Source organism: Pseudonocardia sp. P-1 (assembly GCF_058111925.1).
Genome location: NZ_JBYJZH010000003.1, coordinates 24855 through 48151, shown reverse-complemented (window position 1 = coordinate 48151; position 23297 = coordinate 24855). Strand labels below are relative to the sequence as shown.

General features: G+C 70.0%; 27 protein-coding genes. 20 read left to right on the top strand and 7 right to left on the bottom strand.

Annotation, left to right across the window (positions count from 1 at the left end; genetic code table 11):
* The first annotated feature begins 146 nt into the window (after nucleotides 1–146).
* The 4 genes from AC0GKK_RS28165 (at nucleotide 147) to AC0GKK_RS28150 (ending at nucleotide 4331) form a co-directional block, all read left to right on the top strand.
* The gene (locus tag AC0GKK_RS28165; protein WP_345651171.1) at nucleotides 147–1937 is read left to right on the top strand and encodes a DNA cytosine methyltransferase; all 1791 of its coding nucleotides are present in this window, start codon (nucleotides 147–149) and stop codon (nucleotides 1935–1937) included.
* Between the two features lie 267 nt (nucleotides 1938–2204).
* Nucleotides 2205–2432: a hypothetical protein gene (locus AC0GKK_RS28160; protein WP_337826861.1), complete on the top strand. Its 228-nt coding sequence runs from the start codon at nucleotides 2205–2207 to the stop codon at nucleotides 2430–2432.
* Between the two features lie 143 nt (nucleotides 2433–2575).
* Nucleotides 2576–3067 carry a hypothetical protein gene (locus tag AC0GKK_RS28155; protein ID WP_345645446.1) on the top strand — a complete coding sequence of 164 codons (492 nt, stop codon included), beginning with the start codon at nucleotides 2576–2578 and terminating at the stop codon, nucleotides 3065–3067.
* A 799-nt stretch (nucleotides 3068–3866) separates the two neighbouring features.
* The gene (locus AC0GKK_RS28150; protein ID WP_489884191.1) at nucleotides 3867–4331 is read left to right on the top strand and encodes a hypothetical protein; all 465 of its coding nucleotides are present in this window, start codon (nucleotides 3867–3869) and stop codon (nucleotides 4329–4331) included.
* 32 nt (nucleotides 4332–4363) lie between these two features.
* Here the strand turns inward: AC0GKK_RS28150 and AC0GKK_RS28145 are convergent, their stop codons facing one another.
* Complete coding sequence (locus tag AC0GKK_RS28145; protein WP_350589032.1) at nucleotides 4364–4576, bottom strand: sigma factor-like helix-turn-helix DNA-binding protein; 213 nt, start codon at nucleotides 4574–4576, stop codon at nucleotides 4364–4366.
* Nucleotides 4577–4633: 57 nt separating this feature from the next.
* Here AC0GKK_RS28145 and AC0GKK_RS28140 point away from each other — a divergent pair, with 57 nt between their 5' ends.
* The 8 genes from AC0GKK_RS28140 (at nucleotide 4634) to AC0GKK_RS28105 (ending at nucleotide 9566) form a co-directional block, all read left to right on the top strand.
* Complete coding sequence (locus AC0GKK_RS28140; RefSeq protein WP_350589031.1) at nucleotides 4634–5122, top strand: hypothetical protein; 489 nt, start codon at nucleotides 4634–4636, stop codon at nucleotides 5120–5122.
* A gap of 62 nt (nucleotides 5123–5184) precedes the next feature.
* The gene (locus AC0GKK_RS28135; protein WP_350589030.1) at nucleotides 5185–5688 is read left to right on the top strand and encodes a hypothetical protein; all 504 of its coding nucleotides are present in this window, start codon (nucleotides 5185–5187) and stop codon (nucleotides 5686–5688) included.
* On the top strand, nucleotides 5681–5998 hold the full coding sequence (locus AC0GKK_RS28130; RefSeq protein WP_489884190.1) for a DUF7701 domain-containing protein: 318 nt from the start codon (nucleotides 5681–5683) through the stop codon (nucleotides 5996–5998). The genes AC0GKK_RS28135 and AC0GKK_RS28130 overlap by 8 nt, the downstream gene beginning before the upstream one ends.
* 151 nt (nucleotides 5999–6149) lie before the next feature.
* A complete protein-coding gene (locus AC0GKK_RS28125) occupies nucleotides 6150–6899 on the top strand; it encodes a hypothetical protein (RefSeq protein WP_489884189.1) in 750 nt (249 codons plus the stop codon).
* Complete coding sequence (locus AC0GKK_RS28120; RefSeq protein ID WP_489884188.1) at nucleotides 6896–7264, top strand: hypothetical protein; 369 nt, start codon at nucleotides 6896–6898, stop codon at nucleotides 7262–7264. Before AC0GKK_RS28125 ends, AC0GKK_RS28120 begins: the two co-directional genes overlap by 4 nt.
* Nucleotides 7265–7331: 67 nt before the next feature.
* Nucleotides 7332–7751, top strand: a complete 420-nt coding sequence (locus AC0GKK_RS28115) for an IclR family transcriptional regulator domain-containing protein (RefSeq protein ID WP_489884187.1) — start codon at nucleotides 7332–7334, stop codon at nucleotides 7749–7751.
* Nucleotides 7752–7912: 161 nt separating this feature from the next.
* Nucleotides 7913–8635 carry an alpha/beta fold hydrolase gene (locus AC0GKK_RS28110; protein ID WP_489884186.1) on the top strand — a complete coding sequence of 241 codons (723 nt, stop codon included), beginning with the start codon at nucleotides 7913–7915 and terminating at the stop codon, nucleotides 8633–8635.
* Nucleotides 8636–8651: 16 nt separating this feature from the next.
* Nucleotides 8652–9566 (top strand): alpha/beta fold hydrolase, encoded by a 915-nt coding sequence (locus AC0GKK_RS28105; protein ID WP_024476680.1) that lies wholly within the window; start codon nucleotides 8652–8654, stop codon nucleotides 9564–9566.
* A 1037-nt stretch (nucleotides 9567–10603) separates the two neighbouring features.
* Here the strand turns inward: AC0GKK_RS28105 and AC0GKK_RS28100 are convergent.
* Entirely contained in the window at nucleotides 10604–10954 is a 351-nt protein-coding gene (locus tag AC0GKK_RS28100) for a winged helix-turn-helix transcriptional regulator (protein ID WP_024476679.1), read from the bottom strand.
* A gap of 71 nt (nucleotides 10955–11025) precedes the next feature.
* On the opposite strand from AC0GKK_RS28100, the gene AC0GKK_RS28095 reads away from it, so the two are divergent.
* The 4 genes from AC0GKK_RS28095 to AC0GKK_RS28080 all read left to right on the top strand — a co-directional run bounded on the left by AC0GKK_RS28095 (nucleotide 11026) and on the right by AC0GKK_RS28080 (nucleotide 14601).
* Nucleotides 11026–12033, top strand: coding sequence for a zinc-binding alcohol dehydrogenase family protein (locus tag AC0GKK_RS28095; RefSeq protein WP_024476678.1), 1008 nt, complete (start codon nucleotides 11026–11028; stop codon nucleotides 12031–12033).
* A 261-nt stretch (nucleotides 12034–12294) separates the two neighbouring features.
* Complete coding sequence (locus tag AC0GKK_RS28090) at nucleotides 12295–12618, top strand: hypothetical protein (protein ID WP_489884185.1); 324 nt, start codon at nucleotides 12295–12297, stop codon at nucleotides 12616–12618.
* A 68-nt stretch (nucleotides 12619–12686) separates the two neighbouring features.
* Nucleotides 12687–13697, top strand: a complete 1011-nt coding sequence (locus AC0GKK_RS28085) for a bifunctional DNA primase/polymerase (protein WP_489884184.1) — start codon at nucleotides 12687–12689, stop codon at nucleotides 13695–13697.
* 184 nt (nucleotides 13698–13881) lie between these two features.
* Nucleotides 13882–14601 carry a hypothetical protein gene (locus AC0GKK_RS28080; RefSeq protein ID WP_337826981.1) on the top strand — a complete coding sequence of 240 codons (720 nt, stop codon included), beginning with the start codon at nucleotides 13882–13884 and terminating at the stop codon, nucleotides 14599–14601.
* A gap of 306 nt (nucleotides 14602–14907) precedes the next feature.
* Here the strand turns inward: AC0GKK_RS28080 and AC0GKK_RS28075 are convergent, their stop codons facing one another.
* Entirely contained in the window at nucleotides 14908–15327 is a 420-nt protein-coding gene (locus AC0GKK_RS28075; protein ID WP_489884183.1) for a hypothetical protein, read from the bottom strand.
* Between the two features lie 378 nt (nucleotides 15328–15705).
* On the opposite strand from AC0GKK_RS28075, the gene AC0GKK_RS28070 reads away from it, so the two are divergent.
* The 4 genes from AC0GKK_RS28070 to AC0GKK_RS28055 all read left to right on the top strand — a co-directional run bounded on the left by AC0GKK_RS28070 (nucleotide 15706) and on the right by AC0GKK_RS28055 (nucleotide 20782).
* Nucleotides 15706–16113, top strand: coding sequence for a MobC domain-containing protein (locus AC0GKK_RS28070; RefSeq protein WP_489884182.1), 408 nt, complete (start codon nucleotides 15706–15708; stop codon nucleotides 16111–16113).
* Entirely contained in the window at nucleotides 16110–17678 is a 1569-nt protein-coding gene (locus AC0GKK_RS28065; RefSeq protein WP_345645416.1) for a relaxase/mobilization nuclease domain-containing protein, read from the top strand. The genes AC0GKK_RS28070 and AC0GKK_RS28065 overlap by 4 nt, the downstream gene beginning before the upstream one ends.
* Complete coding sequence (locus tag AC0GKK_RS28060) at nucleotides 17675–19735, top strand: hypothetical protein (protein WP_489884181.1); 2061 nt, start codon at nucleotides 17675–17677, stop codon at nucleotides 19733–19735. Before AC0GKK_RS28065 ends, AC0GKK_RS28060 begins: the two co-directional genes overlap by 4 nt.
* 69 nt (nucleotides 19736–19804) lie before the next feature.
* Nucleotides 19805–20782, top strand: a complete 978-nt coding sequence (locus AC0GKK_RS28055; protein WP_489884180.1) for a hypothetical protein — start codon at nucleotides 19805–19807, stop codon at nucleotides 20780–20782.
* A 27-nt stretch (nucleotides 20783–20809) separates the two neighbouring features.
* On the opposite strand, the gene AC0GKK_RS28050 is transcribed toward AC0GKK_RS28055, so the two are convergent.
* The 4 genes from AC0GKK_RS28050 to AC0GKK_RS28035 form a co-directional block, all read right to left on the bottom strand.
* On the bottom strand, nucleotides 20810–21331 hold the full coding sequence (locus tag AC0GKK_RS28050; protein WP_337826975.1) for a hypothetical protein: 522 nt from the start codon (nucleotides 21329–21331) through the stop codon (nucleotides 20810–20812).
* A gap of 81 nt (nucleotides 21332–21412) precedes the next feature.
* Nucleotides 21413–22453 carry a C40 family peptidase gene (locus AC0GKK_RS28045; protein ID WP_489884179.1) on the bottom strand — a complete coding sequence of 347 codons (1041 nt, stop codon included), beginning with the start codon at nucleotides 22451–22453 and terminating at the stop codon, nucleotides 21413–21415.
* A 96-nt stretch (nucleotides 22454–22549) separates the two neighbouring features.
* A complete protein-coding gene (locus tag AC0GKK_RS28040; RefSeq protein WP_489884178.1) occupies nucleotides 22550–22795 on the bottom strand; it encodes a hypothetical protein in 246 nt (81 codons plus the stop codon).
* A gap of 76 nt (nucleotides 22796–22871) precedes the next feature.
* Nucleotides 22872–23222, bottom strand: a complete 351-nt coding sequence (locus tag AC0GKK_RS28035) for a histone-like nucleoid-structuring protein Lsr2 (RefSeq protein WP_337826972.1) — start codon at nucleotides 23220–23222, stop codon at nucleotides 22872–22874.
* Nucleotides 23223–23297: the final 75 nt, after the last annotated feature.

The window sequence follows — 23297 nt, the reverse complement described above, 5'->3', positions numbered from 1 at the left end:
TGCGCAGATCGGTATTGCCAACCATCCATAAACGCTGTAAAGTAGGACATGTTGGGAGGGACGGCAAACCCGCCCGACACCGCAGCCGAAACACCTGGAAATGGGGGACACCCATGCGCTTGATCAACCGTGTTCGCGCGTCGGACATGTTCAGCTGGACCGACCTGTTCTGCGGCGCCGGAGGGTCGTCGTCAGGCATCGAGAGCGTGCCGGGCAACACCGTGATTACAGCTTGTAATCACTGGGCCTTAGCGGTCGAGACGCACAACCACAACATGCCGCACGTCGACCACGACGTCGCCGACATCGCCGAGATCGACCCCGCCCGGTACCCGTCCACCGACGGGCTGTGGGCCTCGCCGTCGTGCACGTTCTGGTCACAGGCGCGCGGCGAGCGCCAGGACTTCGCCGACCAGGCGACCGAGCCGACCCTGTTCGACCTCGCGACCACCGAGGACATCGAGGACGAGCCCCCGCTGGCCGACGAGGCACGCGAGCGGTCCCGCGCGCTGATGCACGACGTGCCCCGCTTCGCCGAGCACCACCGCTACAAGGCCGTGGTCGTGGAGAACGTGCTGCCGCTGCTGAAGTGGGCGCACTTCCCGAAGTGGATCGCCCGGATGAGGGCGCAGGGCTACCGCCACGAGGTCCTCACCCTCAACAGCGCGTTCGCCCACCAGCTCGGCGCACCCGCCCCGCAGCTGCGCGACCGGGTCTATGTGGTCTTCTGGCAGGAGCGCTACCGGCGCCCGGACTTCGAGCGCTGGACCCGCCCCCGCGCCTGGTGCCCGACCTGCGGCGAGGTCGTGACCGCGATGCGGGCCCCGAAGAACCCCAGCAAGCCCCACGGCGCCTACGGCCAGCAGTACGTGTTCCGCTGCCCGCACGTGTCCTGCCGTAACGACATCGTCCAGCCCTACGTGCTCCCGGCCGCCGCCGCGATCGACCTGGCCAACCCCGGCCAGCGCATCGGCGACCGCGCACGCCCGCTCAAGCCGAAGACCTACGCGCGCATCGAGGCAGGCCTGCGCCGCCACGCCGGAGCCATCGTGCTGGAGGCCGCCGGAAACACCTTCGAGCGCCGCCCCGGCGTGCGGACCTGGCCGGTCGAGGACCCGCTGCGCACCATGCACACCACCCCCTCCAAGGCGATCGCACACGCCCCCCTGATGCGCGCACACGGCACCGCTGGACTGCAGCGAATCGCCGAGCGTCGGGCCGCGACCGCGCTCGACGGTCTGGTCATCCCGGTCGAAGGACGCGAGGGCAAGGTCGCGCAGCCGACCAGCCGGCCGATGCGCGTGCAGACCGCGCGCAACGAGAACGGGCTGCTCGTGCCCTGCGGCGGCACCTGGAACACCGAGGCCCGCCCGACCGACGAGCCGATGCGGACCCGCACCACCCGCGACACCGAGGCCGTGGTGGTCGTCCCGCTGCGCAACAACAACCGCGCCAAGACCGTGCACGACCCGCTCGACACCTTCGCCGCGAACGGCAACCACCACGGCCTGGCCATGCTGATGCGCAACAACACCGGCGGCGCCGAGATGTGCACCCCGATCGACGAGCCCGCGCGCACGCTGACCACCGCCGGACACCAGTCGCTGGTCTCCTGGGACCCCGACGTCCTCTACGCCTACGACACCGGATCCCTGCGCGGCGTGAACCGGCCGATGCCCACCCAGACCGCCGTCGAAGGCGACGCGGTGATGCAGACCGACATCCGAGTCGAGGACTGCCGATTCCGGATGCTGATGGCCGACGAGGTCAAGCTCGGCATGGCCTTCGCGCCCGGATACGTCCTGCTGGGGACCAGCTCGCGCGACAACGTGAAGATGTGCGGCAACGCGGTCACCCCGCCGGTCTCCCGCGACATCATCGCCTGCGTCGTCGAGGCCGTGACCGGCACGAGCATCAACGAACCAGCGCCCCGATAGGCAGGGGCTACGCGCCTGAGCCTCGACGTCGCCCGTCGGACCGACGGGCGACGCCGAGGAGGTCAGCTAACGGCCGCGAGTTCAGGTGATGGCCGGTGGCTCGCCCCGAAGGGCGACGCCCGAAGGCGCCCGGCATGAGGCCACCGGCCATCCGCGTCACGGCCCGCGAACCGAGGGCCCGAAGGCGCCCGAAGCGCCGCGACGCCCACCGAGCCTAGACCGAACCCCGACCGGGCCACGTTCCATCACCAACACACGGAGGACACGATGACCGGCACCCGACAGACCTACGTTGACCGCCTCGCCACTGGCGACTTCCTCTTTGAACTCTCGATTCGTCGCATGACGGGCGAGTGGGATGCGCCTGTCGCGACGCAGCCGATCGTCGCCGTGGAGCTGTGCGACGACGTTGACCCGTACTACCGGCTCACCCTCGCCGACGGGACCGTCGCCGATGACGTGCGCGGCGACATGCGGGTCGACGTACTCGCCTGAGCCGGCCCGTCATCCGTCCGGCTGGTCACGCACCAGCCGTGGCGGTAAGCGGGTCGGCCCATCGGGGCCGACAACGATCTTCGGTCGCCGCCGACCAGACCAGGCCCTCGCGCATCGACACCGTCTCCCCAGGAGGACCCGTCATGACCGCCACCACCCGTGAGCTGATCTCCGCCACCGCAGGCGAGTGGACACTGACCGGGATCGTCAAGGCCGACACCGCATGCCAGTGCTGCACCCGCCGGGTCCGGGCCCGCGCGTTCCAGGTCAACCACCCCGAGTACGGCGAGCTGGAGTTGGGACGTCGCTGCGCGGTCCGGGCGACCGGGTGGAAACAGCCCGAGCGCGGCGCCCGGATTGCGGCGCGGGTCGCCGAGGTGAAGCGCCGTCAGGAGGTCGTCGGGGCGGCGTTCCCGGCCCTGGCCGAGGCGTACCAGGCCGAGGAGGAGCGGGGGCGCCAGGAACAGGCGGCCGGGTTCGAGCCGCGCTACCCGGGCCACGACGTCCGGGGCCGCCGGTTCTACCTGTTCCAGCTCGCGACGACCGAGGACTTCCTCTGGCACGACGAGGCCGCCGAACAATGGCGAGCGTTCGTGGTCGAGCGGCAGCCCGCGTTCGAGAGCACGGCCCACTGAGCCGCCCTCGCCCCGCCATCGTCGGAACGAGTGCACAGGCCGCAGCGTCGTTCGTGAACTGCACGGTCCGCTGCGCTCCCCGGCTGCCGCGCGATCACTGCGCTAGCGCTCCGTGATCACTTGCCACTGACCCCTGCTGGGCGCGCTGAGAGCCGTACCCGGCCCCTCGCGGGGATGGTGCTGGCCGCGTCCCGACGGCATCGGCGACGACTTCCCACGGGCGGGGCGAGCGGGAGGCTTTTGGCCGGCGCCGGACAGAGCCGATATGCGCGACGACGTAGGAATGCACCCGAGTCCGCAGCGCCTCGCGGCTTGGCATCGTGGTGGGCGTCGTGCCGGTCGGCCCCGGGTGAGGATCTCTCCTTGCGTCGGCAGCAGGACGGTGCACGAGAACCTGCTCCGCTCAACAGCCCCTCCGCTGGCGCTCCGGCCGCTCCGCAAGCTCCGCGATCGCTATCGCGAGGCTGACCGCTCCACAGAACCTCGTGCAGAGCGCCGTCCTGCCGACGCAAGGAGAGACCCCCACCCTCAGCGGGGACCGCCCTGCCCGACGCCCGAGCTGATCTTCGGCCCTGCCGGGCCGCCCCCTCCGGGGGGGGCAGGGCGCTGCCCTGGACCCGGCCTCGCTTCGGAGAGTCCCCAACCCAAACCCGCAGGTCAAACCCCAAATCAACCCCGAAACCTCTTGCCACCACTCCATGAGCGCTGTAAACTCTAAAATAACAGAGAGCGGATAATAGTCGGCGACGCCCTGGCCACCGGGGTCACGACCTGGCTGACCCAGGGCCCGGACGGGCCGATGGGCAAGACGATGCTGTGCCCGCTCGTCGACATGTGGACCGAGGGCCGCGGTGACGCCCCCGCACCGGCAGAGCCCCCGGCCGCTCGCTGCCGGTGTGGCGTCCAGCGCGGGACCGAACACCTCCGGAACTGCGCGGAGCGCTGCCAGAACTGCGGTGGCGACCCGGACGGCCCTCGTCAGTGCGAGCACGCAGCCCCGGCCGTCGAGCTGCCCGTGACGCTGTCGTCGGTCGACGACGTCGCGGCGGTCGCGGAAGCTCACGGGCTGACCGTGCGCTCGTCGGGGCCGGGCTGGACGCAGTGGCGCGACCCCGAGACGAAGGCAGTCGTGCGCTGCGAGGCGTGGCAGTCGGGCGTCGAGCGGGTCACGGTCGCGGGTCGCGCCGGAGCCGACGTCTATCGCCCGGTGGCGCGCCGCACGGTGGTCGCTGCGATCGAGGCTGCTCGGGGTGAGACCCGGTGAGCGCCGTCGAGCGGCCCACCGACGGGCCGGAGTCACTTCTCCAGTTGCTGGATGCGGGAGCGACTGACGCCGAGCGCGGCGGCCACCTGTCCGAGGCTCATGGTGCGTCGGAGTTCCTGCACGGCGGCGGTGGTGAGGGTGCGGTACTCGACGATGGCGCGCTGCGCTTCGGCGGTCGCGGCCATGGCGGCTTTGGCTCGCTCGGTCGTGTCGGGGATGGCTCGGATGGTGTTGGGGCGGCGCATGCAATCAATGTACATCCCCCCCTTACAAGTGCAGAGGGAGACTATACAGTTTGGTGTATGACGACGACCTCCGCCCCCGCCGCCCCGTTCCGCTACCTCGGCATCACCGACGAGTGCGTGAAGTGCGAGCGGTGCGGGAAGGCCGAGCTCAAGTCGACCGTCGTCCTCGCCATCCTCGACGCCGACGGCAACGTCGACGCCGTCACCTACTACGGGTCGAGCTGCGCCGCCCGCGCCCTGTCCCTCGGCCGGGGCGGGGCCCGCAAGGTCCTCGACGACGCCCGCGCCGCCCACCGCGACACCATCGCCCGCGCCGACGACGCCCGCCGGATGCTCGCCGCCCGCGGGTGGACCGCCGACGCCGCCCCCGCCGGCACCGACCTCGACGTCGCCGCCTACAAGCGGAATGTGCACGTCTACCACTACAGCCCGCACCTGTTCGCCGACCTGAACGCCCGCGGCTGGGCCGGGTGGCGCCAGGACGTACTCGACTCCCACGCCCGCATGGCCGCCGCGATCCGCGACGCCGCCCTGCTTGGGCTCTGACCGGCCAGCCCGCTCGCATGGAACGGCGTCCTCCCGATCGCTACCACTTGAAGGGACCCACAGTGACCCCGGCTGTCCCCGATCTCGCCCCGCGCGACGTCCCGCCGCTGCACTTCGCGTGCACCGTCTGCGACGAGATCCACCCCGTCCGTACCCGCCCCCTGCCCGGGGTACGACGCATGCCGATCTACAGCCACGGCCCGCGCGGGAACCGCTGCCCCGGCGGCGGTCTCCCCGGCAAGACGTGGATCCAGACCCGCCGCCTCCCGCAGTGGCAGGACATGACCGACCTCGACCGCGGCGCCGTCCTGATGTTCCTGTGGAAGGTCCACTGGGAGCGGAGCTTCGCCTACGCCCGCGAGAACTACCCGTGCACCTACCGGGACGCCCCGGCGCTAGTGGCGCTGACGAAGCGGGACGCCTGCTCGCACGCCGCCCAGGTAGTGAAGGAGCTGACGGGCGAGCCTGGTGACCGGGCGATCGCTCGGTACCTCGGCGAGGCCGAGTACAAGCGGCTCTACGACCTGGCGCTCCACACCGAGTGGACGGAGCGCCGCTGTGGCTGAGAACCCGACTGTGCCCGACGGGCCGGACAGCGGCCGCGTGACCTACGTCGACTCGGTCACCGACGCGCTGAACCACATGATCCCCGCCATCCCGGTCGAGTTGCTGCGCTACTACGTGCTGCTGGTGCTGGTGAAGGGCACCGCGACCAGCCTGGAGGACGTCCACGACGCGTGGGCGATGTGGCGGATTGACACCCGTCCCGATCACCCGGCCCTGGTGCCGTTCGAGGAGCTGACTCCCGAGGTGCAGGGGTACGACCGCGAGTACCGGGACGCGATCCGGCGGGTCGCTGCGGAGAGAGCGTCATGACCCGCCGGTGCCGCTGGTGCGGCTGCACGCTGGCGTGGTGGCGGCTGCTGTCCGCGTACTGCCGCCGGTGCGCGTACAGCGACGGCGGAGCCCCATGCCGTCGGGGCGAGTTCACGGGACGAACCGAGCGACAGGTATGGAGGCGAGAGCCGTGAGCGCTACCGAGCCTGACGGGCCGGACACCGAGCTGGCCGACGCGATCGCGTGGGTCCAGAGCTGCGACATCGCTCCGGGTGACCTGACCGCCTGGATGCACGCCTCGCCGAAGACGCGCAGCCACGTCGAGACGATCGTGCGTGCCGTGCTCGCCCGCCCGGCCGCCGGGCGGGACCTGACCGACGTCGAGGACGGTCCGACCGCGGTCGAGCTGCTGGACGCCCTTGAGGGGATGGGCGCCGCCCTCGTCGACATCGGGATCGCACTCGGCCTGCCCCGGCCGTCGGGGATCGCCCGGTGGGGTGCCCCGGAGATCCTCGCCCGGATCGCAACCCTTAACTCTGAGTTAGGGGTTCCCCCGCGGGCGACGGCGCGGATCGCGCAGGCTCGAGCTGACCAGGCCGAGGGGTACGGCTCGAAGGAGATCACCATGACGGACGCGATGACCAAGGCTCAGATCAGGCAGGCCGAGCGGGAGTTCAGCGCGGCGTGGATGCGCGCCGAGGAGAACGCGGACGAGCGGGCCGCCGCCTACCTGCGGTCCGAGATGCGCCGCGCCGCGCGGCGACTGGTCGCGCTGACCGGGGAGGGAGATATCGACGGGCTCGACCCGGAGCAGGTGCGCGCCGAGTTCCGCGCCTACGACGACGGGCTCGGCCGCCAGACCCCGTCAGGGGCCGATGTGGCAGTCCTGGCTGCCGAGGGGCACCGCGTCACCCTGCAGCTGGCCCGGCTGGAGGCGTGACCCCGCACAACCTCACCATCAAGGAGTTCGCCATGGACACCCTCGCCCGCATCGAGTCGACCCCCACCACCTCTGTCCTGCTCGCCGTACTGCTGCGCCTCCTGCGCGGCATCGGCGGACGTGACGGACACGGGATCGTCGCCGGGATGCCCATGAGTGCCGACGAGCTGCGCGGAGCGTTCCGCGCGATCCGCCCGCACCTGGAGGCCGGTGACCGCCACCGCGCCGAGCTCGCCGCCACGGAAGCCCTGACCCCCGGCTACCGCACCTTCCACAACGCCGGAGCGCGGGACACCGCACGAGACGAGGGCAACCGACTCGTCGCGGCCGTTCTGGACGCGGTCACCGACCTCAGCAACCGCTGAACATCGACACGAGAGGAACCACCATGAACCAGCAGACCGCGGGCAACGAGGGCCTCGCGCATCTGGCGTGGGTCTTCGGCAACGGCTGGACAGCCAGCGACGTCGGTCCGGCGATGTCCTGCATGGAAGCCGACGCGATCACGGCCGCGCTCGCCCGGGCCCGCTACATCGACGAAGCCGAGGTCTGGCTGCGCGGGCACGCCGCAGCCGACAACGAGGAGCAGGACACCCACTGGGGCATGCCCCAGGAGGCACTGCGCGACTACTCGCACAACTGGATCTTGTCGCGAAGCAGGGCTATGCAACGAACCGGGAGGAGAGCGAGGAGGGCGTGGCCTCGGTGGCCGTGGCCGTTCCCTCGGCGAGCGGGCTGCGGTTGGCGATCAACGCATCTGCCCCGGTGTTCCGCTTGCCTCCCCGCAAGGTGAAGACCCTCGTCGCACTCCTCGATGAGGCAGCCGTACGTCTGGCCGACCTGACCTCCTGAAGGCTCGTCGTCTCTTTCCCCTGCGACCTGGTGCAGGGGTCGTTCGGCGCGTTCTGAAGAGAGCTCGAGCCATGCTGGACTGTTGGCGCCGCGCAAGCTATTGTGTCTTCTAGTTAGAAACAAGTTCTGCTCAGCAGATAAATATGCGAAGAGGATGATCAATGCAGATCGTACTGGTGCACGGCGGATGGGTAGGCGGCTGGGCGTGGGACGGCGTCGCCGACGAATTGCGCAGAATGGGGCACGAGGTGATCGCGCCGACGCTGCGCGGTCTCGAAGACGGTGACGTGGACCGCTCCGGCGTCACGATGAGCATGATGGCGCGCGATCTGATCGATCAGGTAAGAGAGCTCACCCAGCTCGACATCGTGCTCGTCGGTCATAGCGGCGGAGGTCCGCTCATCCAACTCGTCGCTGAGGCGATGCCCGAGCGCATCGGCCGGGTCGTCTTCGTCGACGCCTGGGTGCTGCGCGACGGCGAGACCATTAACGACGTGCTCCCCGATCCGTTGGTCGCAGCGATGAAGGCGCTTGCGAGTCAGTCCGACGACAACACCGTCGTCATGCCGCCTGAGCTCTGGGCCGCGTCTATGCAGGACATGTCCCCGTTCGAGCAGCAGCAGCTCGCCGCGCTCGAGCCGAGGCTCGTCCCAACGCCGGCAGGCTGGTCCTATGAGCCGATCCGCCTCGACCAGTTCTGGGCGAGCAGCATCCCGTCAAGTTATGTGTTCCTCGCTCAGGACCAGGCCGTTCCCGCTGAGATCTACCAGGCCGCGGCCGGGCGGCTTGATAGTCCGCGCACGATCGAGATCGACGGAAGCCATTTGGTGATGCTCACGCATCCGGAGAGGCTCGCACGGGCCCTCGACGCCGTCATTGCCTAACAGGCCTGGGGAAGCTATGGATTCGATTTCACGCCCAGACGACGTCGCGCCGATCTCGTACACCGAACTGGCGCCGTCGGGTGCGCCTGCTCGGTGGATCGTCCTCGTGCACGGGGGTGGTGTCTCGAAGGAGTGCTATCTCGAGACGCCCGACGGCCGACAGGGCTGGGCGGCACGATTGGTATCGCTTGGCTACGGTGTGCTGGTGGTGGACTGGCTGGGGTTGTCCTATGAGGCGGCCCAACACGTCGATGATCGTGCGGCGTCTGCGCGGCTGGACTATGAGAGCGTGTGCCGAGGGATGGGCGTGTTCCTCTCTGGTCTCGGCCGGAACGTCGTGCTGGTCGTGCACTCGATGGCAGGTCCGATTGGCTTCCGCCTCCTAGAGACGCATGGCGATCTCATCGACGGGCTCGTAGCCGTCGCTCCGGGCCCGCCTGGAAATGTACAGGCGGTGCCCGAGATCGTGAGGGAGTCCGACCAGGAGGTCTCCATCCGTGGAGCGGCCATCGACTGGACCATCCCGAAGATGGGTTTCTGGGAACCCACAAGCGCCTTCGTGAACGACAAGGCCATCGGACCCAGCCGGCGGTTCCCCCGCGAGTGCATCGAGGTGTTCCGCCGCACCCTTCGGCCGATCCCGGCCCGGATGCTTTATCAGCGTCAGAACATCGGTGGGAGCCAAATGAGGATCGGGCCGACCGACGCGTTCACGAACAAGCCGATTCTCGTCTTCACGGGTGGAGCCGATACCGACCACCCCTCGCAGCTGGATCAGGACATCGTGGCCTGGCTCACCGATCAGGGCGCCGCCGTCACCTTCTGGTCGTCCGAACTGCCTGTTCTCGCTGGGAACGGCCACATGCTGATGGTCGAAGACAATAGCGACGAGCTCGCTGACGAGATCGCGCGGTGGATCACGGCGCTCTGACTCGCCACCGTATCGTCCCGGCCATTATTTCAGCCGACCCGACGTCCCCAACAGCGGAGGAGAACGCCAGTCGTTTCCTTCGTGTCACTCGAGGGAACGCTGTGCCAGCTCGTTGCCGACTACGACTTGGTCGATCGGGCCCTTGCTCGAACTCCTCATTTCATACGTCTGGCGATGGACTCAAGGGAGATGTTCGCCGACGGCCGCGTGCAACTCCAGGTCATCGGTGGACAGCTGAGGCGTCTGCCACGACGCATCGAGACGATCGGTTCGCAGCTCGAACGGAACGTTCGGGCTGAGCATAAGGATGTTCCGAGACCTCCAGGAACGCGGATGGATCGGTTCGTTGGTCGGGGAGCTGACGACCACCCTGGTTGGCGTGGCGCTTATCGTCGCTGCGGTGCTACTTTCGGTCTCGGGGGGTGGCCCCCAGCTCGCCCCGACGTCGCACTCCTACCGTTCCTAGGGGCGGGGTGGTCGGCCTCGCGGGCAGGCTCCTCGTGCTGAGGCCGCTGCGCACCTCCTTGATGCGCACCACGCTGATCGCCGGATCCTGGCAAACTATCCCGCGACGCGAATTCGCAGGGGGTGTCGGCGCGACTTTCGATCGACGTACAGTGCCGTCCGTTAACAAACGATCGGTTCGTGCGACCGAACTGTCGAACGCCTGTGCATCGCTGCGGCGAGTTCCTCATGGCGCAGTACCTGGGTTTCGCTTCCGGAAGAAGATTTCACGAACCCCAGCGACACGGTGTTGCGGTGACGTTCGACGAAAGAGAAGAAGGATGGCCCGGCGAATCCCAATCGCGCGAAGTCTCGCCTTCGAAATGACAGAAGCGCTCCTGTGCTCGCGCGTCGGTTACTTCGCACCTTCTAGGTGTGACGTTATCAATTAGGGTGATGACGACCGGTGACGGGTACCGGTACCTGCTGAACTCTGTCGTGTCCGGTGACGGCGACCGCGACGCCTCGTCTGTGTTGACGCGGTATTACGCGGAGGCCGGGACTCCTGGCTCGATGTAGCGCCGAGGGGGTCGCTACTGGTCGGTTCCGACGTTGTGTTCAACCCAGTCGCGCAGATGCTTCAACGGGGCGGCTGCGCTGTGTCCGAGGTCAGTAAGTTCGTACTCCACGCGAGCGGGAACCTCGGGGTAGACGGTGCGAGTGAGCAGGCCGTGGTCTTCGAGACGCTTGAGGGTCTGGGACAGCACCTTGGGGCTGACGCCTTCCAAGCGTCGTTTGAGTTGCCCGTTGCGTTGCGGCCCGTCTTCGAGCGCACCGATGGCCAGGGCGCTCCACTTGTTGGCGAGCAGGTCGAGCATGTCGCGGCACGGACACATGGCCGCGTACACGTCGTTCCGGTCGCACTCATCCACGGTCTGACTCATACGTTCATGGTATCCGATGGGTACTAGGTTGCCTTGACGGTAACCAGTAGGTCTGGGGAACCATAATTGGCATGACGGCTACGACTGCGATCGGATACGAGAAGAACCTCCCCGCCACCGACCCCGAGGCGCTGACCGCCCGCGAGGTCGAGGTGCCCGAACTTGGACCGCATGACTTGTTGGTCGAGGTCGAGGCGGTCTCGGTGAACCCGGTCGATGTGAAACTGCGGGAAGGCGCTCCTGCGAACGGGTTCAAGGTGCTCGGCTTCGACGCCGCCGGTACGGTGCGCGAGGTCGGCTCAGCGGTGACGCTGTTCGCTCCGGGTGACGAGGTGTACTACGCGGGCAGCATCGACCGGCCAGGTACGAACCAGCGCCTGCATGTTGTGGATGAGCGGATTACGGGGCGCAAGCCGCAGGTGCTGTCGTTTGCCGACGCTGCTGCGCTGCCGCTGACGGCGATCACCGCCTGGGAGACCCTGTTCGAGCGGCTCGCCCTTACCGAGGACTCGACCGGCACCCTGCTGGTGATCGGCGCGACCGGCGGAGTCGGATCGATCATGCTGGCACTGGCCGACGCGCTCCTGCCGAACGTCACCGTGATCGCCACCGCCTCCGACGATGAACGCTCCGCCTGGGTGCGCAACCTGGGCGCGGAGCATGTGGTGAACCACCGCGACGACCTGGCTGAGCAGGTGCTCGCCGTCGCGCAGGATGGCGTGGACTGGCTGTTCACCGCGCATTCCGCGGGGCAGATCGAAACCTATGCGCGGATCGTTCGAGCGTTCGGGCATATTGTCGCCATTGACGACGGTCCGCGCGACGTGTTCCCGCTCAAGGGCAAGAGCATCGCTTGGCACTGGGAACTGATGTTCACCCGCCCGCTCAGGCAGACCCCGGACATGATTGAACAGCACCAGCTCCTGAACACTGTCGCTGACCTTGTAGATCAGGGCCGCATCCGCACCACGGCCACAACGACACTCGCGCCGATCTCACCGACCACACTCCGCGAGGCGCACGAGTTGGTCGAGAACGGCCGCACAGTCGGCAAGGTCACCGTCCACAGATGGGAGTAGACTGAAACCGCGCGCACGCGCATGTTCACAGGCGAGTGCGTTTGCAGAACCTCGGCTACCCGGTCGCCGGCTTCCGTCCGGTGGACCGAAGCGTCGACATCGCCTACGCGGCCAGCTACGCGCCCGGCCAGGAAAAATCGCAGGTCAATGGTGGTAGGGGGTAGCGAACCACCAGGAAGCGCTGTAAAATCTAAAGTGTTGGAAGCGTACGGCATGCGAGTCCAACAACCACCGCGAACCGAACGACCGAAGGAGTCCGAGATGACCACGACGCCTCGCAACCCCGAGTCGGGCGGCATGTCCGCCATCAGCGCCGCGATCCGCGGAGCTCTGCATGGGCCCGTGCGCGAGCGGGTCGGGACCGACCCGGTCACCGCGGTGCTGAACGAGCACCGGGACCAGCCGTGCCGGGGAGTCGACCAGCCGTGCGGCGCCCCCGCCGGGCAGTCGTGCGAGCCGTCGTGCTCGTCCTGGGAGATCGTGCGCCCCGCCGTGCCGTGCGAGGGCGCCGACGACCTGTGTGGCGCTCCCGCCGGGCAGCTCTGCCAGCCGTGGTGCCCGTCCTGGGCCACCGACCCCGCGTGACCGACCGCATCCCGGGGCCCGCCGCGCGGCGGGTCCCGGGGTCGGGTCCGACAGCAGAAGGAGCGGAGATGACGAACGAGACGCAGCCCGCACCGACGACCGGCCACGGGAGCACGCTCGGGGAGCGGGGACGGCGGGCGTTGGAGGCCGCAGCGGCAGGGCTGTACGTGTTCCCGCTGTACCCGGGCACGAAGAACATGCCCGCGGTGAAGGACTGGGAGAACGAGGCCACCCGTGACCCGGAGAAGATCATGCAGTGGTGGGCGAAGCGGCCCTATAACTTGGCCATAGCGACGCTCCCCTCCCGGCTTGTGGTCGTCGACCTCGACCCGGCGAAGCCCGGGGCGCCGGAGCTGGCCGAGCCGTATGAGGGGTGCAAGCACGGCCTGCAGGTGTTTCAGCGGATGGCCGACGCAGCCGGGGAGAGGTTCCCGCTGGACACCTACCGGGTTCAGAGCCCGCGGAAGGGCGTTCATCTCTATTTCCGCGCGCCGGATGACGTCGAGCTGCGCAACTCGGAGAGCCGCCTCGCGCCGCTGCTGGACGTCCGAGCGGGGGGCGGTTACATCGTTGCCGCGACGTCGCGGCGCAGTGACGGGGTCTACCGGGCGCAGAACAGCCGACCGATCGCGCCGCTGCCGCGCTGGCTGCTCGACGCCATGTGCGCCGCGCGCCCTGCACCGCAGCCGGAGCCGATCCCGGTGCCGCGCGCAGCCCATGCGGGCACGTCGGCAACGCGGGGCAAGCGCGTTCAGGCCTACGTCGACCGGATCGTCGAGGCCGAGTTGGACAAGCTGAAGACGGTGCCGAAGGGCGTGGGCAGGCGGCACAAGGCGCGACGCGACGCCGCGTTGAAGGTGGGCAACCTCGTGGGTGGGGAGCACCTCACGCGGGCCGACGCTCTCGCCCGACTGCTCGAGGTGGCGCTCACCCACGTCGGCACGACCACGGACTCCGCCGGTCGGGTCCGCAGCATCACGACCGCCCAGGAAGTCACGACCACCATCGAGAACGGGCTCGACTACGGCATGAAGCGCCCTCGCGTCATCACCGAGGCCGAGCTGCAGGACCGACGATGAACGCCCCCGCCGACCCGGTGCCCGCCCGGTCACACACCGGCGGGCACCGGACGGCCGGCTGGAGCATCCGGCCCCGGACGCAGTGGGAGCCGGTCCCGTCCGGGCCGCGCGGGTCGGGCCCGGTGTCGTGCGGGGCGGTCTGCACCGGCGAGGAGGAGTGATGACGCGGCCTAGGATCGTGCTGGTGTCACCCGCACGACAGGCCAGTCCCCGCACGCCCGACCGCTTCGAGCGCGACGGGCGCGTGCTCGTCACGCGCGCCGCGCTCTGCGCGGAGTTCGGGATCGGCGAGTCGACCGCGCGGACCTGGTGGCGGGACCGGGACACGAACGACCATCCCGAGCTGGTGTATCGGGAAGGCCGCCGCCAGTGGTGGGACCTGGAGGCGATGCGCGCGTTCGTCGACACGGTCCGGAACGCAGCCGCGCGGCGCGAGCAGCCACCGGCGACGATCGAGCACGAGGGGCGCACCCTGATCAACCGGCCCGGGATGGCCGAGCGCTACCGCCTGGACGCGCAATGGCTCGCCGTGCTGTACCACCAGCGAGCCGACAACGAGCATCCCGAGCCGGTGCGGCGCTTCGAGCGGTTCCTCTACTTCGACCTCGAGGAGACCGACGCGTGGAACGACGAGCGCGAGGCAGCCAAGCGTCGCTCGCTGACACCGGTGGACTACACCGGCGAGCCCGACGAGCTCGTCGACATCACCGAGGCGACCCGCGTGCTCGGCTACCGCAACGAGTCGACGATCCGCAGCTTCCTCTCGCGCAACCGTGACTACTTCCCGGCGCCCGAGCAGACCGATGCCGACGGGCGGGCCCTCTGGCACCGCCGCGCGTTGTGGGAGTTCGGCGACCGGCGGAGCCGCCCCGGCCGGGCCGGACACGCCAAGACCGGTGAGTGAGCTGGCCACCAGGCCGCCGCGTCGTTCGTGAACTGCACGGGTCGCTGCGCTCCCCGGCTGCCGCGCGATCACTGCGCTAGCGCTCCGTGATCACTTGCCACTGACCCCTGCTGGGCGCGCTGGCAGCTGTACCCGGCCCCTCGCGGGGATGGTGCTGGCCGCGTCCCGGCGGCATCGGCGACTGCCCAGGTCGAGAGCCTGAACGAGCTACACACACCGAAGGCGCCGTACGCATCCGCGTACGGCGCCTTCGTGCTGCGCGCGTGTGCCGGCCGCCTGGTTACCGACGATGCGGCGGAGGACGGTTCAGGACGGTTGAGTGTGTGCGGCGTCGAGGTCCGTCGGCTCCGGGGTGGGAGTGGCGGAGTCGTGGGCGCTGTAGTCATCGTCGCGGTCGGTGGGCGTGGCGCTGCTCGTGCTGCCGTCGTGGTCCGTGCGACGGGGCGTCGTGCGCAGGGCAGCGCCGGCGGGTTGCGTGCCGCACCCGATCTCCTCCAGCTCGGCCGGGCTCCACCCGGCGTCGCGCGCATCGCGGTAGCCGTCGGCGTAGGCCTCCTGCTTGGTCCTCAGGCGCTCCCGCGCGGCGTCGGACTCCGCGCGTGCGTTGTCCACCTCGACCCCCAGCTCGGCGAGCTTGGTGATGGGCCGCATCCGTGCCTGCAGAAGGTCCTGGGCCGCCTTACGAGCCTGCGTCTTGGCCTGCGCTGTCGCCCCGCGCGCGTTCATAGGGCGGACTGTACCGCGATGTGTATCAATCCCGCGATGCACTCTGATACACGCTGGTACTCGCGACCGCGAGCGAAGCGCGCCGCCATGAGGCCGCACCGCGCGATGCGCGCGACCGCACGCCCGACGGGGCGCCGGGGTCCCGCCGATTTCGAGCCGCCGCACGCGTCGCCCCACAAATCGGCGGAGCAAGTTAGGTGTTTTCCTAAGGAAAACACCGATGTGAGGCTGGCGTGTGAGATCGTCGGCGTCGGGTCCGGGTGATCTCGGCCCGCCACGTCCGGTCCTGCCGGCGCCACGCCAACCCGAGGGGAGGGATCTTCGATGACCCGGACTCGACGCCCTCGTGCCGAGGGCGGACGGCCGCACACCACGACCGTGTCGTTCTCCGAGTCGGAGTGGGCGGCGATCGAAGCGGCGGCGGCCCGGGCGGCGATGGCCCCGGGTGCGTGGGTGGGGGACTCGGCGGCCCGGGCTGCGGAGCTGCCCGAACCGGTGGTGCCCGGTGCTCGGGTCTCGGCAGGTGCGGCCGGCTCGCGGATGCAGAGGCTGATGGGGCTGCGCTCGGAGCTGATGGAGGACCGCCGGGTGCTGCGCAACATCGGCGGGAACCTCAACGACATCGCGAGGGTCGCGAACACCGATGGGGCGCTCGAGTCGACAGTCGGTCAGGTCGCGCAGATGGTGGCACGGGCGGTCGAGCGGATCGACCGCACGGTCACTGAGGTCGATCAGCAGGTGACCGAGGCGATGCCGCAGGCGCGGCGGAGCAGGAGCCGGCGGTGATCGCAAAGATCAGCCGCGGGTGGCGCGCTGAGGGGCTGATCCGCTACCTGATGGGCCCGGGGCGGTTCAACGAGCACACCGGGCAGCGGGTCGTGGCTACCTGGGACGGGGCACCCGAGACGCATCAGCCCGCGCAGGCTGCGGACGGCTCGTTCGATGTGCGCGCCCTGGTCGACGATCTCAGCGCGCCGGCGGTCGGGGCCGGGGTGGGTCTGCGTGAGCCGGTGGTGGAGCAGGGCAAGCGGATGCGGCAGGGCCCGGTCTGGCACTGCTCACTGCGCAACTCACCGGAGGATCCGGTGCTGAGCGACGAGCAGTGGGCGCGGGTGGTCGAGGATCTGCTGGACCGGACGGGGATCGCACAGCGCGGGGATCCGGACGGTTGTCGATGGGTCGCGATCCGGCATGACGACGACCACGTGCACGTCGCGGCGGTGCTGGTGCGTCAGGAGTCGGGGAAGCGGGTGTACCCGTACCGGGACTTCGTCCGGGCTCGGGAGACGTGCCAAGCCGCGGAGGCGGAGTTGGGGCTGGCGGCAACGGCGGGCGCCGACCGGAGCTCGGTGACCGGGCCGTCGCAGGCCGAGCAGGAGAAGGCGGCCCGACGGGAGCTGGACGAGTCCTCGCGGGAGTGGCTGCGGCGGACGGCACGGGTCGCGGCGGTGCAGGCACGCGACCCGGAAGCGTTCGTGGCGGCGCTGGGAGAGCTGGGTGTGCTGGTCCGGCCGCGCTACGGGCCGCCGGAACAGGACCCGGAGTCGGGGGAGCAGCACGCCCCGATGGTCGGGTACTCCGTGGCGGCGCCGGGTGATGTCACACGGGCTGGTCAGCCGGTGTGGTTCTCCGGGCGCACGCTGGCCCGGGACCTCTCGCTGCCGAACCTGGTGCTGCGGTGGGACTCGGCGCCCGCACCGGTGCCGGTGTCCGGCGCAGCGGAGGAGACGCACCGGGCGACGGTGAGCCCGCGGGAGCGCGCGGCCGCGATCGACGATGCGGTCTCGACGATGGAGCACGCCACGGCCACCCTCGCCGCCGGCGAGACCGGGGCGAGCGCGGACGGGGTCGCACACGCGGCCGGCGACATGCTCGCCGCGGTGGGCGCGGTGACCGGCCGCCAGGACCAGGGCGAGCGAGTGCGCCGGGACGCGGGCAACGACCTGGACCGGGCGACCCGGGTACCGGGCCAGGTCCTGCCGTCGCGGTGGTCGCCGGTGGCGAAGGCGCTGCGACAGTCGGCGTGGCGGCTGGCCGCGACGCGGACCGTGAGCCGCCACGGCGCGGGCGACGGGGCCCGGCTGGTGCTGGCGTTGGCAGCGCTGGTCGCCGAGATCGCCGCCCTGCGGGAGACACAGGCGCGCCTTGCCCAGGCGCAGGCCGCGCAGCGCAGCTGCACCGCGCTGCGCAGTTCGGCTCAGGCCACCTCGGCGCGGACGACGTCGAACGGCCCGGGCCGGGGCCAGACGAAGACCACGCGCCGTCAGCGGCCGCAGCAGCCCCCGCCGGGGCCGGCCCGGGCTCCGCAGGCTCGGCGGCAGGAGAACCAGACGCGAGGGAGAGGCCGATGACGGGTCAGATCGACCAGGACGTTCCTCTGCTGAGCCCTGGGCGGGAGCAGGTCCAGGCCTGGACGCAGCTGATGCTGGTGACGGCCAACGCGTTGCGGCAGCGCCGGATGGAACTGGGTCAGGCCGCCTGGAGTCAGCAGCGTGCGGCTGCCCGCACGGCGCAGCAGTACGCCAACGACCTCGACCCCCGGGTTCGCGCGATGGCCGCGGCCGACGAGGCAGCCTTCCGCGAGAGCAGCGCGAACGGGGCGGAAGGATTCGAGCACAGGACCAGCAGCGAACCGCAGTTCGGCTGGACGGTGCACACCACGGCCGGGCCCATGCCGGAGAACTCGCCGTCGGGCACGCGCGGAGGGTGGGGGCTGTGGGCGCACGGCTCGTACCACGAGAAGTCGCTGTCGGTGTTCGTGGTCGTCCCCGACCGGGAGTCCGCGCTGCGGCTGCAGGATGAGGTGACCCGCGGCGAGCAGCGCACGCTCAAGTCGCTCGGCGAGCTCGGTACCTACGGCTTCCTGCGCGCCGAGCACGCCCGCACCGAGGTGCGTGAGGACGAGGTGCAGCTGCGTGAGCGGCTGGCCCATGGCCTGCACACGGCGTGGGCGCACGACCCTGGCCTCGTTGCGGGGGTACTTCGCCCCCGCCGCGATGAGAACGATGTCGACTACTCCTCGATCGACCAGCTGGCTCACGAGCTGAGTCGTCTGGAGGACCGCGGCTACGCGATCGAGGACGTCCTCGGTCGGCTCGATACCGGTGCGATCCGTGCCTGGTACGACCAGCAGGACCAGGAGCTGTGCAACCTCGCGGGCTACACGAGCAGTCTGGTGTCGCAGGTGGCCGACCGGCTACAGGTGGTCGATGCCGTACAGGTCGACCCGGTCGTCGCCCGCGAGGTCGACCAGGCGCTCGCGCAGGGACTGCACGAGGCCGGTGTGGAGGCCGACCGGGTGTACCGCAGCCGCAATTTCGGGCAGGTGCAGGCGCAGCTGACCGACCTGCGGTCCGACGGCCATGACCTCACCCCCCTGTTGGCGGGCCTTCCTGGCAAGAAGATCAACGCGGCCGGTGACCCCGCCGCGTACCTGCGTGCGGTGCTGGAGAAGCGGGCGCGCTCGTCGCGGCCGACCGAGGCGACAGCTGAGCCGGGACGGGCGGCGGCCGAAGCGGAGACCGGGGTGTATCGGACGGGGCCCGACCTGGGGCCGGCCGAGCGGATGATGCGCCGCTACCTCGCGCCGGAGACCGCGGACTCGGTGATCGGGTGCCGCGCCTGGCCGGGACTGGCCAAGCAGCTGCTGGCGTGGAAGGAGCAGGGTGCCCCGGTCGCGGAGGAGCTTGCGCGGCTGCCGGAGGACCGAATCCGCAGCGCCGTCACCCCTGCTGGCTATCTGAAGACGTTGCTGCGGCGGGGGGTCGACTTCCGGGAGAACGAGGCCCGCAGGGCGGGCGAGGTGTCGGGTCAGGAACGCGATGCCCAGCACGCGGCGCGGCTCAGGAACCTCACCGAGGTTGAGGAGTCGCGCAGGCCGGGTCCGGTCACTGAGGCCGTCCGGGACGGTGTGCCCCCGTCGCCGTTCGAGGTCCGCGAGCTCGATCCGACCAACGCCGTCGAGCGCACCGCGCTGGAGATGTCGCGAGGCGCCGGCACGGTCGAGGACGACGCGTACATCGCGGAGATTCTCGCTGCGCCGGACCCGGGAGAGGTCTGGAGCAAGTTCAACCGGGCTGCCGAGGCGCGGGGTCGCGCGGCCGATGCTGAGGAACAGGCCGCCGCGCATGCACGGACGCCGGATGACCTGGACACCCGGCCGCGTGAGGACCTCATCGGGCAGGACGAGGCCGGCATCGACCGGCGCCGAGCCGACCGCGAGAGCGCGATCGCCCATGCCGAGGAGTCCGGCGTGCCGACCGCGGCGGCGCTGCGCGCCGAGGTCGCCCACCGCCCCCCGACCACCGAGCCCGGCGCGGCGGTGCGTTCGGAGACCCGGCAGGTCTCGTCGCCTCCGCAGCCGGCGCCGACTCGGCAGGCGACGCGCGCCCCGCGCCCACGTCGCTGAACCCAGCCGACACAGCGAGGTGGGCGCCGTCGACGGCGCCGACCCAGCCATCAGGGGAAGGAGAGCAGGGTGAGTGGGGTCGCCGCGGCTGCTGGGCTGCACAGCGCCGGTGCGTGGCTGTTTCCTGCGATCGCGGCGACCGCAGTGGCCATCGTGGTGTCGGGGTTCGTCGCACTACGCCCACGAGGGCGGGCGGATGTCCCTCTGGGGGCCCCGGTCCAGGGGGGTGACACCAGTGCTCTGGGCATCGGCCCGTCGAACAGGATCGACGACTGTGCGGCCCGGCTCACCGGCGAGGACCTGGTTGCTGCGTTCGCAGCCCTCGAGGAGCTCGGCGCGATCGCCCAGCGGGATGGGGCCAGCTCGGCGGCGGTGATCGCCGTGTGGTGCGAACTCCTGCGGGCAGCGCCGGCGGGGCGAGACGAGCGTGTGGCCCGGGCGGTGCAGCAGCGGCTGTGTACTCACCTCAAGCGGGTCGCCCGCGACCGGAACCGGCGTGCCACCCTGCACCTCGATCTCAGCGATGCCCAGCTCCACGACCTGGACCTCGACGGAATCGCACTCGGAGGACTGAGCCTGGCCCGCGCGCGGCTGACGGGCACGACGCGGCTTGCGCTGCGTTCCTGGAACGGACTCGACGCCAGTGAGGCGTACTTCGGCGGCGACCTGCTCGCCATCGACCTCGGGGTGGAGCGCCAGCTGTCGCTACGTGGCGCGCTGATCGAAGGCGTACTCGACCTGCAGGGAGCCGCGGTGTTCGGTGAGCTGGACATGTCGGGGAGCGAAGTCGCCCAGCACACCAACCTGCGCGATCTGGTCGGGAGTGGCGGGCTGCGCCTACAGAGCACCGCGGGCGCGGCACTGTTCGCGGGAGCGGTCGACCTGTCCCGGGCGATCGCCGACCCGGTCGTCCTCGACGGTGACGAGTTCACCGGCGGGGTGACGCTCAGGCCGCCCGGTGTCGAGCGCTCCACGGCGCTCCTCGGTGACGAGGACGACCTGGCCGATCAGGTGCGCGAGGCACTCGAGACGCCTCTACGCGAATGACTCCCTGGCCCCACCAGGGCAGCCGTTCTAGTCCACACGCAGGCGGCCCGATCGCGTGAGGCTGTCGATGTAGGCAGGCCAGTCGCGGTCGAGCGCGCCTTGCAGGTTCTTCTTGAGCTCGGCGTACTCGGAGGGGTCGACGGTGCGGCCGGCCGGATTCTCCGGCGAGTGGGTGATCGTCTGAGCGTTCCCGGCAGTGCAGAGCAGCATGTGCGCGTACTGCGTGAGGCTCATGAACAGGGTCGGGGTCGGGACCTCGATCAGTTCGCTCAGCGCCGTGTCGAAGTCAGGGACGCCGATCTCGGCCCAGTTCGCCTGCGCCCGGCGCAGGAACCCGGTCAGCTCGGACAGGAAGATGACGCGCATGCCGTGTTTGCGGTGGAGACCGATGGCGAAGTCGAGGATGGCCTGAACGGGCCGCGACTGCGCCTCACGCGGGATGAACGTCGGCGCGATCGCCTGGGCGCATTCCTCGGTGTCGTTGCGGGACCCGTCCGGCCAGGGCAGGCCCAGGACGAGCCAGAACGGGGGATTGTTGATGTTCGCCACGGACGTACTCACTTTCTCGTAGGGGGTGCACACCGGGAAGCTCCCGCTGCGTACGGACGAGGCGACGAGCGCGGCGTGGGGTCATGCCGCGGTGGGGTTCGTCGCGCGGACGGCTCCGATGAACTCCCCCGCGTAGTAGGAGTTGGACCAGATGTCGGGCTCGACCTTGACCACGTCTCCGCTCTCGGGGGCGTGCAGCATCTGCCCGTTGCCCAGGTAGAGGCCGACGTGGTGGATGCCGCCGGGCTGGCCGTTGGAGGAGAACAGCACCATGTCGCCGGGCTGGATCGCGGCCTGGTCGGTGATCGCGGGCTGGAAGGAGTTCCAGATGGCCTGGGTCTGGTGGGGCACGCCGATGCCGATCTCGGCGAAGGCGTAGACCATGAGCCCGGAGCAGTCGAACCCGCCACTGGTCGGCCCGTTGGCGTCACCGCCGCCCCACACGTAGGGCTGGCCCTGTTGGGACATGGCGCGGTCGACGACGCGCTGGATCTGCGGATCGGCGGCCGGCACAGGGCCGGTCTCGGGGCCGCACTCGACCCCTTCCAGCGCCCCGGCCAGCGTGGCGGCCGACTGCTCCCACTTGGCGTAGGCGTCGGGGAACGCGCTGACCTGGACCAGCTGGGCGGCCCGGGTGACGGGCAGCGATTCCCACCCGGGTACCTGCAGGAGCGCGTCGTAGAACAGGCGGGCGGACTGGCGCGGGTCCATGCGGGTGGCGACGTCGCCCCACCCTGCCTCGCGCTGCTGGAACAGCCCGACCGAGTCGTGGTCGCTGCCGACGCCTTGGTTGGGCAGTTCGAGCGACTCGGGGACGTTGGAGTTGGCCAGGTTCTTCAGGTTCGACTCCTGCATCGCGGTCGCCAAGGCGACGACCCACCCGTGCTGCGGGACGCCCATCTCGACGCCGGTGGCAACGATCAGGCCGGCGTTGCTGACCTGCTCGGGGCCGATCCCCTCGACTAACTGCGCCGGATCGGCTCCCGGTGGGGCGCACACGACACCGGGGAGGCCAGGGGTGGGTCGGCCGGCGCCGCTACCTGCCACGGCCACGATCAGGAGGAACCCGAGAAACAGGACCAGACCGAGCGCGATGGCCCCGCTGGTCGCAGCTGCACGCACCAGCAAAACGTATCATTCGCGTGCTTCAAGTTGATACGTATCGTGGTCACGTCGTCGCTTGCTGTCGAGTAGCGGCGACGCATGATCGGGAGCTGTCTACGACGACGCTGGGCGTTGGCGTGACTCGATCAACTCGATGTAGCGCCACAGAGAGCCGATGTACTCGGACACCCGAGCTTCGGGCTCCGGGCCGGTGCCGTCCCAGGGATGCATGAGGTCGGCGCTTTCGCCTGCATAGTCTTGTGCGTGGGCGAGTAGTTCGCGGCCGCCGAGTTCGAGCAGGCGGCTTTCGGCGATATCTTGGAGGAAATCACCGTTGTAGTAGTCCTCCGGCTCGTTCATTGCGCCAGCGTAGCCGAGCCCGATGCTGTGCCCGCCACATTCTGTATGGCGGGCACAGCTGCGCATCCGGCCGCGGTCAGGCGTTCTTGTGGAACGCGTCGAGGACGCTCTGCGGGATGCGTCCACGGTCGGACACGGAGATGCCCTGCTTGCGCGCCCAGGCACGGATCGCCTGGTTCTGCTCACGGTTGACCGTGGCCGTCGGCCGCGCGCCAGCGGTCTCCTCCCGGCGCTGTCCACGGCGGAGCTGGGCCGAGTGCCGTCGGGCGGCGGAGACGTAATCGGCCAGGACCCCGCGGAGTTTGCTCGCGTGAGCGGAGGTGAGGTCGATTTCGTACTGCTTCCCGTCGATGGCGAACTCGACCGTCTCATCGGCGGAGCTGCCGTCGAGATCGTCGACGAGTCGGACGGTCAACACCTGGGCCACGTCATGAACCTCTCTTCATTGTGGGAAACGGAGTCGACTGCACCGGGGCGCTCTCGTCGATTCCTGGTCGGGATT